The following is a 15,841-nucleotide window of genomic DNA, read 5'->3' on the forward strand; positions in this document are numbered from 1 at the left end:
CCTGTCGGGGCAGCCCCTCAACAGAGGGGCTTGTTCCTCCAGATGGATCACGGGAGATCCGCGCGGTGCGTGGATGCGCGGCGGGCATCCCGCCGTAGTGACCCTGTACTGATCTGGCGCGGGACGCGACGCGCTCTGCGCGTCGCCCACACGTTGCTGCGCAACGCGTGGGCCCCTCCCTTTGCCGGCCTCTCCCCGCCCCTGTCGGGGCAGCCCCTCAACAGAGGGGCTTGTTCCTCCAGATGGATCACGGGAGATCCGCGCGGTGCGTGGATGCTGTTCCTGCTGGCAGGCTCATCCACGCATGGCGTGGATCTACCCGGGATATCCGTGCGGACGCTGCGGGTTAACATGTACGCATCACCTGCTGGAGCTTTTCCCGATGACCGCTGAAATCCTCGTCCCCGTTTCCTTCGGCGAGCTGCTGGACAAGATCTCGATCCTGCAGATCAAGTCCGAGCGCATCAGCGACGAGGGCAAGCTGGCCAATGTGCGCAAGGAGCTGTCGGCGCTGGAGCAGACCTGGATGGCACACCCGGCCGCGGTGAAGGACATCGCCAAGCTGCGTGCCGAGCTGAAGGCGGTCAACGAGCAGCTGTGGGACATCGAGGACGACATCCGCCTGAAGGAGAAGGTGCAGGCGTTCGACCAGGGCTTCATCGACCTGGCGCGCAGTGTCTACCTGCGCAACGACGAGCGCGCGCGCATCAAGAAGGCGATCAACCTGGCGCTGGGCTCGGCGTACGTGGAAGAGAAGTCCTACCAGGATTACGCGCAGCGCACGTAAACCCGGGCAGGCTGCCGATCACCCCAGGTGGTCGGCGACGTAGCGTTCGAACGCAGCGATACCGTCTTCCACGGTGATCAGTTCCATCACATCGTCGAATTCGATCTTGGTGCCCCACTTCAGGTCCGTCGCCTGCTTGGCCAGGTACTTGCGCGCGGCATCATCGTAGCGGTCCACGCAGTAGCGGCGGTCCGAGTACGGGCCACTGCGGTCCGGATTGCTGGCTGCATGCAGGCCCAGCACTTTGGCGCCCATCGCGTTGGCGATGTGCATCGGGCCCGAGTCCGGGGTCATCACCAGATTGGCGCGGGCCAGCAGGGCAGGCAGCTGCTTCAACGTGTCCTTGCCGACCAGGTCCAGTGCCGGCGTCTGCAGCTGCGCCTGGATCGCATCGGCCATGTGGCGCTCCAGTTCGCTGCGGCCACCGCACAGCACCACCCGCCAACCGCGCTGTGCGGCGTGGTTGGCCACCGCTGCATAGCGGTCCGCATACCAGTTGCGCCGCACGTGGCTGGAGCAGGGCGAGATCATCAGCACCGGGCGGCCATCGTCCTGCCACTGCGCGGCGGCCCACTCGAAGGCGGAGGGCGGCACGGCCAGATCCCAGCTGACTTCGGTCTGGCGCAGGCCCAGCGGTTCGCAGAAGCTGCCGATGGCATCCAGTACATGGATGCCGGGGCGGTCAGGAATGCGCTCGTTGATGAAGAGCCCGTGCAGGTCCTTGGAGCGGCTGCGGTCGTAGCCGATGCGGCGCTCGGCCGGAATGAAGGCTGACAGCAGGTTGGCGCGGAATGCGACCTGCATCTGCAGAAGCGCCTCGAAGCGCCCCGGTGGCAGTTGCCTGCGCAGTTCCTTGACCCCAGCCATGCCGCTCTTCTTGTCGTAGGCATGGAAGGTGACACCGGGCAGGCCGTCAAGCAGCTTGTGGCCAACCTTGTCGATGATCCAGTGGATCGGCGTGTCCGGGCGCGCAGCCTGCAGGGTGCGCACCAGGGGCACCACGTGGGTGACGTCGCCGAGTGCGGACAGGCGCAGCAGGCACAAGGAGGAGGACGCTGATGCCATGTGTTGTTAGACTCAATGAAATGGTCGCATTCGACGCCAATGAAGCGCTGACGCCATGCCGCGAGGGTCGCGGCATCGGGGCCATTCTGTTCGACCGCGAGCGGCTGCGGCAAGCCGACATCGGCCTGTTCTCGCCCCAGCACTGGGGCAGCAGGGCCCGGCCGGTGGGCGAGGGCGGCCGCGGCAGCGCCTGGTTCGTCGATGCGCCGTTCGGGGCCAGCGTGCTGCGGCACTACCTGCGGGGCGGCCTGGCCGCGAAGCTCAGCCACGACCAGTACCTGTGGCGCGGTTCGGACCGGACCCGCAGCTTCGCCGAATTCCGGCTGATGCGCGCGCTGCGCGAGAAGAAGCTGCCGGTGCCACGGCCGATCGCCGCGTTCTACATGCGCGAGGGCCTGCGCTACCGGGCCGCGATCCTGATGGAGCGGATCGAGGGCGTGCGCTCGCTGGCCGACCGCGCCCTGGTCGCCGGCCGGGGCGCGCCCTGGGAGGAGACGGGGCGGCTGATCGCCCGCTTCCATCGTGCCGGCCTGGACCATGCCGACCTCAACGCGCACAACATCCTGTTCGATGGCAACGGCCATGGCTGGCTGATCGACTTCGACCGTGGGGTGATCCGCATTCCGGCCACCGCCTGGCGCGAACGCAACCTCAAGCGCCTGCTGCGCTCGCTGATCAAGTTGCGCGGCGAGCGCAGCGTGGAAGATGTGCAGAAGGACTACGCGCGGCTGCGCCGTGCCTATGACATGGCCTGGAACCGGGGCACCTGATGGATTGGTCGTTGCGTTTCCTCGGCGTCGGCAATGCGTCGGCGGTCGAGCTGGGGTCGCCGATGTCGGTGATCGAGCGGGATGGGCGTCCGTGGCTGACCATTGATTGTGGTGGTGAAGGGCTGACCGCTTTCAAGGCGCACTACGGCCACATGCCGCAGGCGTTGTTCGTGACCCATGTGCACCTTGACCACGTGGCAGGCTTCGAACGGCTGTTCGTGGACACCTTCTTCAATGCGCAGCGGCGCGGCAAGGTGCGCCTGTATGTGCCGGCCACGGTGGTGCCGCTGCTGCACCAGCGCATCGGTGACTATCCGAACGTGCTGGCCGAGGGCGGTGCGAACTTCTGGGATGCCTTCCAGCTGATCGTGGTGGGCGATGCGTTCTGGCACGAGGGAGTGCGCCTGGAGGTGTTCCCAGTGCGCCACCACTGGCCGGAGACGGCCTATGGCCTGCGCCTGCAGGGCGCGCTGACCTGGAGCGGCGATACCCGGCCGATTCCGGAGATGCTGGCCCGCTTCGCCAATGACAACGAGCTGATCGCCCACGACTGCGGCCTGCACGGCAATCCGTCGCACACCGGCGTGGACGATCTGGAGCGTGAGTACAGCGCCGAGCTGCGGGCGCGGATGATGCTTTACCACTATGCCAGCGTGGCCGATGGCCAGGCGCTGGCGGCGCGGGGGCACCGTGTTGCGCAGCCGGGGCAGTGCGTGCCCCTGGCCAGCCCGACCGCGCCGCACGTACTGGCGCAGGATCCGGCGTGATCGACGTGGGCCAGCCTGCGGACGCAGCGTTGGCCGCCGAACTGGAGGCGCTGGAACGCGCGCTGCATGCGCCGCAGGTGCGGGGTGACCGCCAGGCCCTTTCGGCCCTGCTGGACGAGGATTTCAGCGAGATCGGCAGTTCCGGACAATGCTACGGTCGTGATGCCGCGTTGCTGGAGATCCCGTTGGAGCGCGCGCAGGTGCTGATTGAATCGGAACAGTACGCCGTGTGGTTGCTGGCCCGGGGCCTGGCCCAGGTGCGCTACCGCAGCCGCCATCACGTCGATGGCCAGGCGCAACGCTGGGTGCTGCGCAGTTCGCTGTGGCGTCGGCATGCGCAGGGGTGGCGCGTGGTGTTCCATCAGGGAACGCCGCAGGCCCGGTAGCGGTGGGCCATGCCCGGCGAGGGGCGCCAATCAAGATTGGCGGCTACCAGGGCCGTGGGGCGCCCGAAAAGGCGATGGCCCCGCCGGCTGACCTCGGCGCCCGCGTCGATCGATACCGTTGCTGCCTTCCGGCCCTGGCGGGATTTTCGACCTAGCGTCGCGAGGGGCCGACGGGGCCACCATAGAGACGTTGGCCGCCCAAGGGGCGGCCGGTGTTCACCGATCAGGGGAAGCAGCGCGCGACGCGCCGGAGACCACAGCCGGACTGCACATCGGCTGACCGATGGCAGACGGCAACTATAGCGCAGGCAGGTACATCGACGCCAGCTTCGTGCACTGAATCGGCTGTAACCCGCGTCTGCTGGCAAGGGCCCGGCGCGACCGGCGTTGCTACAATGCCGGCCAGGAGGAACGGCCTCCCCCACATCGGGAACCACTGACCAGGACGGCCTGGCCCTACCAAGAGGAGGGCTGTCATGGCCTGGATCTATCTGTTGTTCGCCGGCCTGCTGGAAATCGTCTGGGCCGTGTCCATGAAGCAGTCCGAAGGCTTCACCAGGCTCACCCCCACCGTAGTCACGATCATCGGCATGATCGCCAGCTTCTGGCTGCTCGCAGTAGCCATGCGCAGCCTGCCGCTGGGCACTGCCTACACAATCTGGACCGGCATCGGCGCGGTTGGTGCATTCGTGGTCGGCATCGTGTTCCTGGGCGAGCAGGTCAGCCCGATGCGGATCGGTGCAGCGGTGCTGATCGTTTCCGGACTGGTGCTGATGAAACTCTCCAGCAGCTGAATGATTTACTTAAGGCGGGGAAGGGAATCTCCGCTTTCGGCAGGTATATGCATTTTCGGCAAGACCATTTTGTCCGCCCGTTTTATTTGACGTACGTCATGAAAATAACGAGCGTGATTCACATGCCGCTGGCACCGCCGGTCGCACAGTGCCGCCATTCGTCGGGCGAAACCGGGGAGTTTTCGCCTTGAGGGACACGCTGTCGTACCTGTCACCGGGTGCGACCGCGTGAAGATGTGAAGATTTTCAGGAGTTAATGCCCTCGAACCTTGTTCCCGCATCGGGAGCCGGGGTGGGCCGCATTGTCTCCAAAAAACCTGCCAGCTGTGCCATCCGGTCTTTTCATGGAGATTTACCGATGAACCGCATTTACCGTCTGGTTTTCAATCGTGCCCTTGGGGTAATGCAGGTTGCTTCGGAGATCGCCGGCAATCCCGGCGGAAGCGCGGTCAGCGCAGGGCGGGTGCCGCGATTGCGGGCGCACCAGCTGGCGGCGGCTTTGGCCGCCGCACTGGCCAGCGGACCGGCATTCGCAGCGTGCACGGGCACCACAACCGTAAACTGCGACAGCAGCACCAACATCAACAACTACTCCAACGCGACCAACGGCCTCACGCTGAACATCGACGCGGGTGCATTGCTGCGTACGCCGCCGATCGTAGGTGGCGGCAACGCAGCAACGCTGACCGGCGACAACGTGACGGTCAACAACAATGGCACGATCGATCCGAGCTCGATCATCCTCGCCTCGCCCGGCCTGGTCATCGGCAATGCTTCTGCCAACAACAGCGCGATCGTCGTCAACAACAATGCCAGCGGACAGATCAAGGGTGTCGTCAACATCGCAACGCTGCTGGGCTTCGGTGGACAGGCGCTGGTGGCACAGAATGTCAACGGCACCACCACCATCAACAACGCCGGCCTGATCAGCACGTCGTTGATCGGCGCAGGCAGCGTTTCCGACGCGACTACCGTGGTGACGTACGGTGGTGCGGCAGCCAATGTGACCAACACCGGCACCATCGACGGGCGTGTCGGTCTGGGTGCTTCTGGCGGTAATACGTTCCTCAATGCGGGGGCGGTCAGTGGCAGCGTTCACCTGGGTGATTCAACCGGCGGCAACACCTTCACCGCAGTGTCGGGTTCCAGCGTTGTGAGCGGCGGCGGCAGCGCTCTTGCAGGCGTGATTACCGGTGTCACCGGGGTGAAGGTTGCGGCTGCGGGATCGGTCGACGCCGGCACCGGCAGTGGTGCGGCCAACAACACGCTGGTGTTGCAGAACGTCGTCAGCGGTCCGGGGGCCGGCACCGGCGGAGCGGTGACCACGCTGGGCTGGAACCAGTACCTCAATTTCCAGAAGCTCACCGTCAACAGCGGCACCTGGAACCTGCAGGGTGCGTGGGCGGGTGCAGGTGCGACCACGCTCAATGATGGCTTGGTCAATTTCAACAATGCCGGTTCCTTCGGCACAGGGCTGTTCACCGCCAACGGCGGTGCCATCGCATCCTCCACGGCCGGTCTGAATCTGGCCAACGCTTTCAGCCTCGGCGGCAATCTATCCCTGGCCGGGACCAATGCGTTCGGCTTGAATGGCGTGCTTTCAGGTGCTGGCGGACTGACGGTCAACAACACCGGCATCGTTACTCTCGGCGGCGCAAACCTGTTCTCCGGTGGCGTCAACCTCAATGCCGGCGGCCTGCTGCTGGGCAATGCCGGTGCACTCGGCAGCGGCAATCTGACCGTCGGTGGCAGCGCCTCGCTGGACACGACGGCGGGCTTCAACCTGGGCAACAACCTGGTGGTCAATGGCGGGGGCTCGCTGAACCTGCTGGGCAGCAATGCGCTGACATTGAGTGGCTCGATTTCCGGTGCCGGCAACGTGACCAAGAACGGTGCGGGCACGCTGACCCTGAACGGTGCCAATTCGCTGAGCGGCAGCTTCAACCTGGCCGGGGGCGCGTTGGCCTTGGGCGCGGGCGGTAGCCTGTCGCCCACCGGCGCGATCACGCTGGGCGTCGGCACCAGCCTGGATCTTTCGGCGGCCGCCAACCAGACCATCGGTTCGCTGGCGGGCCTCGGCGGTTCGGTCAACCTAGGCAGCCACACGCTCACCCTCGCGGGGCTGGGCGATACCAGCTACAGCGGCACGTTCGCCGCAGGCACGGGTGGCCTGGTCAAGCTGGGCACCGGCGTGCAGACCTTGTCGGGCGTGAACAACCTCAGTGGCGGCGTGGCACTCAACGGCGGCGGCCTGCTGCTGGGCAATGCTGCTGCGCTGGGCAGCGGTGCGCTCAGTGTCGGCGGCGACGTGACGCTCGATGGAACCACGGGGGCGCTTGCACTGGGCAACGCGGTCAACCTCGGTTCGGGTGCCAGCCTCAATCTGCTCGGCAACCAGGCGTTGACGTTCAACGGCGTGATCGGTGGCACCGGCAGCCTGGTCAAGAGTGGTGCGACCACGCTGACGCTCAACGGTGCAAATACCTTTGGTGGTGGGCTGGCGCTCAATGCCGGTGGCTTGGTCCTGGGCAATGCCGGCGCGCTCGGAACCGGCGCGCTGAATGTCGGCGGTCCGACAACGCTCGATGCCAGCGCGGCGCTGAGCGTGGGCAACGGCATCAACCTCGGCGCAGGTGGCCTGCTGAATGTACTGGGCAGCAATGCATTGACGCTGGGCGGCGCCATCGGTGGCACCGGCAGCCTGGTCAAGAACGGTGCGGCCACGCTTACGCTGGGTGGCGCAAATACCTTCATCGGCGGCCTGGCGATCAATGCCGGCAAGGTTGCGGTGGGCAGCGGCGGAAGCCTGGCCGCCGGCGGTGCGGTCAGCCTGACCGGCGTTGGCGCGGACCTGGACATCTCGCTCGGCGGCAACCAGACCATCGGCGCGCTGTCCGGTATTGCCGGCAGCACGGTGACGCTGGGCAGCAGCACGCTCACCTTCGGTGATGCCACCAACCAGACCTTCGCCGGCGTGATCGGCGGCACCGGTGGGCTGATCAAGCAGGGTACCGGCGTGCAGACGCTGACCGGTGCCAATACCTTCAGCGGTGGGGTGAATCTTGCGGCCGGTGGGCTGGTGCTGGGCAACGCCGGTGCGCTGGGAAGCGGCGCGCTGACGGTCAGTGGCAACGGGTCGCTGGATGCCACGGCAGCGTTGAACCTGGGCAGTGCGATCAACCTCGGCGCGGCCCTGACCCTGCCGGGTAGCCAGAACCTGGCCCTGGCCGGCAACATCACGGGCACCGGCAGCCTGGTCAAGAACGGCGCCTCGACACTGACCTTGAACGGAACCAACACCTTCAGCGGTGGACTGAACGCAAACGCGGGCAGCCTGCTGCTGGGCAACAGCGGCGCGCTCGGTACGGGGACACTGGGCATCGGTGGCAACGTCTCGCTCGACGGCAGTGCGCCGCTGAACCTGAGCAACAACGTGGCACTGGGTGCAGGCGCCGCGTTGTCGCTGCCGGGTTCGCAGGCGATCACGCTGGGTGGGGTGGTGTCCGGTGCGGGCAGGCTGGTGAAGAACGGTGCCACCACCTTGACCCTCAATGGCGCCAACAGCTTCGGTGGGGGACTGACCGTCAACGGCGGCGGCCTGCTGCTGGGCAACGCCGGCGCGCTGGGCACCGGTGCATTGTCGGTGGGGGCCGATACCACGCTGGACAGTTCGGTGGCCCTGAATCTCGCCAACGACGTCAACCTCGGTGCAGGCGCGGTGCTGGATCTGCTGGGCAGCCAGGACGTGTCGCTGGGCGGTGTCATCAGCGGCACTGGCGGCCTGGTCAAGAACGGTGCGGCGACACTGGCGTTGAACGGAGCCAACACCTTCAGCGGGGGTGTTGGCCTCAACGCGGGCCTGCTGCAGCTGGGCAATGCGCAGGCATTGGGTACCGGCCAGCTGGACGTGGGCGGCAACGCTTCGCTGGATGCAGCATCGGCGCTCACCGTGACCAACAACATAGGCCTCGCCGCCGGCGCCAACCTCACGGTGCTGGGCAGCAATGACCTGACGCTCGCCGGCCCGGTATTCGGTGTTGGCGGGCTGATCAAGGACGGTACGGCGCGGCTGACGTTGTCTGGCGCCAATACCTACAACGGTGGCACGACCATCAACGCAGGCACGCTGGCGCTGGGAGCGGGCGGCAGTCTTGCCGCAACCGGTGCAGTGGATCTTGCGGGCGCCGGTGCGGCACTGGACATCTCCGCAGCGGGTGCAGCGCAGACCATCGGCGCACTGAACGGCGTGGCAGGCAGCCAGCTGCTGCTTGGCGCGCAGTCACTCACCTTCGGCGGTGCCGCCGATGGCAGTTTTGCCGGCGTGATCGACGGTACCGGTGGCCTGATCAAGACCGGTACGGGCGTGCAGACGCTGTCCGGCGCCAACACGTTCAGCGGTGGCCTTGCGCTCAACGCGGGCGGCCTGATTCTCGGCGACGCCAGTGCGCTCGGCACGGGTCCGCTGGGCATCGGTGGCACCACCACGCTGGACAGTACCGTGGCGCTGAACCTGGCCAACGCGGTGAACTTTGGTGCCGGTACGCAACTGACGCTGGGCGGCACCAATGATGTCACCCTCGGCGGCGTGGTGGCTGGCAACGGCAGCCTGGTCAAGAACGGTACGGGTCTGCTGACGCTCAACAACACCAACACGTTCGATGGCGGCCTGACCTTGAACGGCGGCAGCCTGGTGGTGGGCGCCAACGGGGCGCTGGGTTCCGGCACGCTGGCGGTGAACAACAGTGCTTCGCTGGATGCCGGCACCGCGGTGACGCTGGGCAACGCGGTGAACCTTGGCTCGGGCGTGGCGCTGACCGTAGCGGGCAGCAATGCGCTGACCCTGGGCGGCATCGTGTCCGGCAATGGCAGCCTGATCAAGAACGGCACCGCCACGCTGACACTGGACGGCGCCAACACTTACAGCGGTGGCACCACCATCAACGCCGGCACGCTGGCGCTGGGCGTGGGGGGCAGTCTGGCTGCCGCTGGCGACCTCACGCTCGGTAATGCCGGCGCGGGCTTCGATATCTCCGGCGCGACCGGCAACCAGACCATCGGTGCGCTCAACGGCGTGCTCGGAACCACACTGGCGCTGGGGGGCAATTCGCTGACATTCGGCACCGCGACCAACGGGGCCTTCGATGGCGTGATCAGTGGTGGTGGCGGGCTGGTGAAGGTCGGCGCCGGGGTGCAGACCCTGTCCGGTGCCAATACCTTCGGCGGCGGCGTCTCGCTCGATGCCGGCGGCCTGGTGCTCGGCAATGATGCCGCGCTGGGTACCGGCGTGCTCACCGTCGGTGGGGCGACCACGCTGGATACCACCGCGCTGGCGACGCTGGCCAACAACGTGGTGCTCAACGCCGGGCTGACGGTGCTGGGCACCAGCGCGCTTACCCTCAACGGTGTGCTCTCCGGTGCCGGCAGCCTGACCAAGAACGGCACTGCGATGCTGACCTTGAACGGCGCCAACACCTACACCGGCGGTACCAACGTCAACGCCGGCACGCTGGCACTCGGCGCCGGGGCCAGCCTGGCCGCAAGCGGCACCGTCAATCTCGCCACCGGCGCCACGCTGGACCTGTCGGCCGGCAACGGCACGCAGGTGTTCGGCACGCTGGTTGGCAACGGCACGGTCAACCTGGGCGCCAACAACATCGAAGTGGGCAGCGCCGCCAACGGCACCTTCAGCGGTTCGATCGCCGGCACCGGTAGCCTGACCAAGGTCGGTAGCGGTATCGAGACACTGACCGGCACCAATACCTACACCGGCGGCACCACCATCAACGCCGGCACGCTGGCGATCGGTCTCGGCGGCAGTCTGTCCTCGTCCGGAGCGGTGAACGTCGCCGCCGCCGGCGCGGGCTTCGACATTTCGGGTTCCGGTGCCAACCAGACGATTGGTTCACTGTCTGGCGTGACCGGCTCCCTGGTCAGCCTCGGCGCCAACTCGCTGATCCTCGGCGGCGCCGACAGCAGCACCTTCGACGGTTCGATTTCCGGCACCGGTGCGCTGGTCAAGAACGGCGTGGGTATCCTCACCCTGGGCGGCGCCAACCTGTTCAGTGGTGGTCTGGCCTTGAACGGTGGAGGCCTGGTGGTCGGCAACAACAGCGCGCTGGGTACGGGGGCGCTGGACGTGGGGGCCGACGCGACGCTGGACAGCAGCCTGGCAGTCACCCTCGGCAACGCCATCAACCTCTCTGCCGGCAACAACCTCACCCTGCTCGGCAGCAATGGGCTGACCCTGGACGGCATCATCAGCGGTGCCGGTGGTCTGGTGAAGGACGGCGCAGCCACGGTGACCCTGACCGGTGCCAACACCTATTCCGGCGGCACCACCATCAACAACGGCACGCTGGCCATCGGTGCCGGAGGCAGCCTGGCGTCCACCGGCGCGGTGAATCTGGCCGGTGCCGGCACGCTGGACATCTCCGGCGGTGGCAGCCAGAGCATTGGTTCGCTGGCCGGCGTGGCCGGCAGCACAGTGGCGCTGGGCGGCAACACGCTGACCCTCGGCGGCGTCGCCGACAGCACCTACAACGGCGTGATCAGCGGCAGTGGCGGCCTGATCAAGAACGGCGCCGGCGTGCAGACGCTGAATGGTGCCAATGCCTTCAGCGGTGGCGTCACGCTCAACGCCGGTGGCCTGGTGGTCGGCAACAATTCCTCGCTTGGCACGGGTACGGTGACCGTGGGTGGCAATGCCTCGCTCGATTCCAACAGCGCGATCACGCTGGGCAACAACTTCGTTCTCAATGCCGGCCTGACCGTGCTGGGCAGCAACGATCTGACACTCAACGGCAATCTCAGCGGCACCGGGTTCCTCACCAAGGAGGGCCTGACCACACTGACCTTGAACGGCACCAACACCTATTCCGGTGGCACCAACATCAACGCCGGTACGCTGGCGCTGGGCGCGGGCGCGAGCCTGCTTGCCAGTGGCACCGTCAACCTGGCCACCGGCGCGACCTTCGATCTGTCGGCCGGTGCGGGTACGCAGGTGTTCGGCACGCTGATCGGCAACGGTACGGTGAATCTGGGCGCGAACACGCTGACCATCGGCGATGCCAGCAACGGCACGTTCGGTGGTTCGATTGCCGGCACCGGCGGCCTGATCAAGGAAGGCACCGGCACCGAAACCCTGACCGGTACCAACACCTTCACCGGCGGCACCACCATCAATGCCGGCACGCTGGCGATCGGTGCCGGCGGCAGCCTGGCGGCGACCGGTGCGGTCACCCTCGCCAATGCGGGTACCGCGTTCGATATCTCCGCAGGCGGCAACCAGAGCATCGGCTCGCTGGCGGGCGTGGCGGGTTCGAGTGTGGCGCTGGGTGGCAACACGCTGACTCTCGGCGGCGTCGGCAACACCACGTTCGACGGCACCATCGGCGGCACGGGAGCGCTGATCAAGGACGGCGCTGGCGTGCAGACGCTGGGCGGTGCGAACACCTTCAGCGGCGGCGTCACCCTCAATGCCGGCGGGCTGGTGGTCGGCAACAATGCCGCGCTCGGTACGGGTGCGTTGAACGTGGCCGGGAACGGTTCGCTGGATGCCAACGCGGCGGTGACCCTGGCCAACAACGTTGCACTCGGCGCCGGTGCCACGCTTGATGTGCTGGGCAACAACGACCTGACGCTGGCCGGTGCGGTCTCCGGTGCAGGCGGCCTGACCAAGGACGGTGCGGCCACGCTGACCCTGGCCGGCGCCAGCAGCTACACCGGCACCACCACCATCAACAGCGGCACGCTGGCGGTGGGCGCGGGCGGCAGCCTGTCCGACGCCAGCACGGTGAACCTGGCCGGCACCGGTACGCTGGACATCAGTGCCGGTGGCAACCAGAGCATCGGTGGCCTGGCCGGTGTTACCGGCAGTACGGTGGCGCTGGGCGGTGCAACGCTGACCACCGGCGGCAACAACGCCAGCACCACGTTCGCCGGCGTGATCGGCGGCACCGGTGGCCTGGTGCAGAGTGGTACCGGCACGCTGACCCTGAGCGGTGACAACACCTACACCGGTGGCACCACCATCAACGGTGGCAGCACGCTGCAGATCGGCAACGGTGGCAGCACCGGCTCGGTGCTGGGCGACATCACCAACGACGGCAGCCTGGTCTACAACCTCGGCACCACGGCAACCGTGGGCGGTGTGGTCAGCGGCAGTGGCAGCCTGACCCAGGCCGGCAGCGGTACGCTGGTGCTGACCGGCAACAACACCTACACAGGCGGTACCACCATCAATGCCGGTGGCACATTGCAGGTGGGCAACGGCGGTGCAACCGGCGCGATCGTGGGTGACATCACCAACAACGGCGCGCTGGTATCCAACGTGGCCGGCAACACCACGCTGGGCGGCACCATCAGCGGCGCCGGTGGCCTGACCCAGGCCGGCAGCGGCACGCTGACCCTGACCGGCAACAACACCTATACCGGCGGCACCACCATCAATGCCGGTGGCACGCTGCAGGTGGGCAATGGCGGTGCGACCGGCGCGATCACCGGCAACGTTGCCAACAACGGCAGCCTGGTGTTCAACGTCGGTGGCAACACCACAGTCGATGGCGCGATCAGTGGCAGTGGCACGCTGATCCAGGCCGGCGCTGGCGTGTTGACCCTGGTTGGCAACAACACCTACACCGGCGGCACCACCATCAATGCCGGTGGCACGCTGCAGGTCGGCAACGGCGGGGCAACCGGCTCCATCGCTGGCGACATCACCAACGATGGCGCGTTGATCTCCAACGTGGGCGGCAACACCGCGCTGGGCGGCACCATCAGCGGCAGCGGCGGCCTGACCCAGGCCGGCAGCGGGACGTTGCTGCTGACCGGTACCAACACCTATACCGGCGGTACCACCATCAACGCCGGCGGTACGCTGCAGCTGGGCAACGGCGGTGCGACGGGCTCGATCGTCGGCGACGTCACCAACAATGGCACGCTGCTCTCCAATGTGGCGGGCAATACCACGCTGAATGGCACCATCAGTGGCAGTGGCGGCCTGACCCAGGCCGGCAGCGGCACGCTGACCCTGAACGGCAACAACACCTATACCGGCCAGACCACCATCAATGCCGGTGGCACCCTGCAGGTCGGCAATGGCGGGGCGACCGGTGCCATCGGCGGCAGCGTCGTCAACAACGGCAGCCTGGTGTTCAACGTGGGTGGCAACACCACCGTCGGCGGTGCCATCAGCGGCAGCGGCGGCCTGACCCAGGCCGGCACCGGCACCGTGGTCCTGACCGGTAACAACACCTATACCGGCGGCACCACCATCAACACCGGCGGCACGCTGCAGGTCGGCAACGGTGGCGCGAGCGGTGCGATCACCGGCAACGTTGCCAACAACGGCAGCCTGGTGTTCAACGTCGGCGGCAACACCACGGTGGGCGGCACCATCAGCGGCAACGGTGGCCTGACCCAGGCCGGCACCGGCACCGTGGTCCTGACCGGCAACAACACCTACACCGGCGGCACCACCATCAATGCCGGCGGCACCGTGCAGGTCGGCAATGGCGGCGCCAGCGGCTCGATCACCGGCAATATCACCAACAATGGTGGCCTGGTCATCAACACCGGCGGCACCACCACGCTGGGCGGCACCATCAGCGGTGGTGGCAGCATCGTGCAGGCAGGCCCGGGCGGCCTGAACCTGGGCGGCAACAGCGGCGGCTTCAGCGGCACCGGCCAGGTCACCGGCGGTGGCCTGAATGTCACCGGCAACATCGGTGGCCAGTGGACCATCGGCAGCGGTACCACGCTGTCCGGTACCGGGACCATCGGTGGCACGGGTGGCGGCGTGACGGTGTCCAGCGGCGGCGTGCTGTCGCCGGGCAATGGTCCAGGCAACAGCGGCGGTGCGGGCAATGGCGCCGGCACCATTACGGTGGGCGGCAATCTGACCCTGTCGCCGGGCAGCACGCTGGGCATCGACCTGGGTGCCACCGGCAGCGACACGGTGCAGGTGGGCGGTAGTGCAAACGTGAGTGGCAGCACGGTGCGGGTGAACACCATTTCGCCGAGCACCAGCTACCAGCAGGGCCAGCAGTACACGGTGGTCAATGCAGGTGGTGGCGTGAGCGGGCAGTTCGCTTCGGCAACCTCGCCGTCGGCCTTCCTGACGATTACGCCGGTCTATACCGCCAACACCGCCAACCTGCAGATAGACGTGGCGCAGACCGCAGCATTCACCACCGCAGCGACGACGCGCAACCAGTACAACACTGCCGCAGCGCTGGACAGCCTGCCGCAGAGCGGCCCGGCGCTGGGCCTGTACAACACCCTGCTGATGTATGACGCGGGCACTGCGCGCGCGGCGTTCGACCAGCTTTCGGGTGAAGTGCATGCGGCCAGCCGCGCGGTGCTGCTGTACGACAACTACCTGGAGGAGGGTATCCGCCAGCGCCTGGGCAGTGAGCTGCCGACCGTGCGTGGTGAGCGAGCCTCGGCCTGGCTGGCCGGGAGTGGCAAGGTGTTCCGCCAGGACGGTGACGGCAACGGCGATGACATCCGCTCCAACCGCAATGCGCTGATGGCGGGCGTGGACTGGCAGCTGGGCGAGCACGTGGTGCTGGGTGCGGCCGCAGGCAACGAGCGGCTGGATACGCGCCTGTACGATCGCAGTTCGCGGGCCCGCCTGCGTGGCCACACGTTCGGCCTGTATGCACAGGGCCAGTGGAACAACGGTTTCGCGGTCGGTGGCAGCGTATCGCGCGGCGACTACCGCACGCGCACCACGCGTGAGGTGCCGCTGCTGGGCCAGACCCTGTACAGCCGCCAGGACTCGGATGTGACCATCGCGCAGGTGGAGGGCAGCTGGACCTGGTCCCATGGCAGGACCCAGCTGCAGCCGTACGTGCAGTTCACCAAGCACTGGGTCGACAGCGATCGCGCAGTGGAGCAGGGCGGCACTGCTGCGCTGGCGCTGGAAGGCGGCAAGGACACGCTCAATGTCAGCACCGTGGGCGTGCGTGGGCGCTGGGACGTGGGCAGCGGCGAGCGCTTCCCGGCACAGCTGACGGTCGGCCTCGGCTGGCAGCACGCCTCGGGTGACACCGATGTGGCCAGCCGCAATCGCTTCGCGGTGGGCGGCAATGCCTTCGATGTCTACAGTGCGGTGATGGCGCGCAATGCGCTGGTCAGCCAGCTGGGCGTGGCGGTCGGCCTCGGCCGCAACAGCCAGCTGTCGATGTTCGTGCAGGGCCAGCATGGCGATGGCCGCCGCGACGTGGGTGGGCAGATCAACCTGCGCGTGGGCTTCTGAGGGAAGTGCGGC

Annotated in this window: 7 protein-coding genes and 1 other RNA gene; 6 read left to right on the top strand and 2 right to left on the bottom strand. The window is 67.2% G+C overall.

The annotated features are described in order from the left end of the window. The first annotated feature begins 382 nt into the window (after nt 1-382). The gene (locus O0J15_RS13060) at nt 383-787 is read left to right on the top strand and encodes a DUF6165 family protein (RefSeq protein WP_019659518.1); all 405 of its coding nucleotides are present in this window, start codon (nt 383-385) and stop codon (nt 785-787) included. A gap of 18 nt (nt 788-805) precedes the next feature. On the opposite strand, the gene O0J15_RS13065 is transcribed toward O0J15_RS13060, so the two are convergent. Next, on the bottom strand, nt 806-1,852 hold the full coding sequence (locus tag O0J15_RS13065) for a glycosyltransferase family 9 protein (protein WP_111097840.1): 1,047 nt from the start codon (nt 1,850-1,852) through the stop codon (nt 806-808). Between the two features lie 20 nt (nt 1,853-1,872). Here O0J15_RS13065 and O0J15_RS13070 point away from each other — a divergent pair, with 20 nt between their 5' ends. From O0J15_RS13070 to O0J15_RS13080, 3 genes are read left to right on the top strand one after another with little or no spacing between them, the layout of a single operon-like run. Next, entirely contained in the window at nt 1,873-2,622 is a 750-nt protein-coding gene (locus O0J15_RS13070; protein WP_021204519.1) for a 3-deoxy-D-manno-octulosonic acid kinase, read from the top strand. Then, complete coding sequence (locus O0J15_RS13075; RefSeq protein WP_134730203.1) at nt 2,622-3,389, top strand: MBL fold metallo-hydrolase; 768 nt, start codon at nt 2,622-2,624, stop codon at nt 3,387-3,389. The genes O0J15_RS13070 and O0J15_RS13075 overlap by 1 nt, the downstream gene beginning before the upstream one ends. After that, entirely contained in the window at nt 3,386-3,775 is a 390-nt protein-coding gene (locus O0J15_RS13080; RefSeq protein ID WP_111097838.1) for a DUF4440 domain-containing protein, read from the top strand. Before O0J15_RS13075 ends, O0J15_RS13080 begins: the two co-directional genes overlap by 4 nt. Before the next feature lie 77 nt (nt 3,776-3,852). On the opposite strand, the gene ffs is transcribed toward O0J15_RS13080, so the two are convergent. Next, an RNA gene (ffs, locus tag O0J15_RS13085) (signal recognition particle sRNA small type) lies at nt 3,853-3,949 on the bottom strand. A gap of 302 nt (nt 3,950-4,251) precedes the next feature. On the opposite strand from ffs, the gene sugE reads away from it, so the two are divergent. Together sugE and O0J15_RS13095 are read left to right on the top strand one after the other, a co-directional pair. After that, nucleotides 4,252-4,569, top strand: coding sequence for a quaternary ammonium compound efflux SMR transporter SugE (gene sugE, locus O0J15_RS13090; RefSeq protein WP_005415486.1), 318 nt, complete (start codon nt 4,252-4,254; stop codon nt 4,567-4,569). Nucleotides 4,570-4,927: 358 nt separating this feature from the next. Next, on the top strand, nt 4,928-15,829 hold the full coding sequence (locus tag O0J15_RS13095) for an autotransporter-associated beta strand repeat-containing protein (protein WP_308305771.1): 10,902 nt from the start codon (nt 4,928-4,930) through the stop codon (nt 15,827-15,829). Nucleotides 15,830-15,841 lie beyond the last annotated feature (12 nt).

The sequence above is a fragment of the Stenotrophomonas sp. Sm10 genome, from assembly GCF_030985515.1.
GTDB classification, from domain to species: Bacteria; Pseudomonadota; Gammaproteobacteria; order Xanthomonadales; family Xanthomonadaceae; genus Stenotrophomonas; species Stenotrophomonas hibiscicola.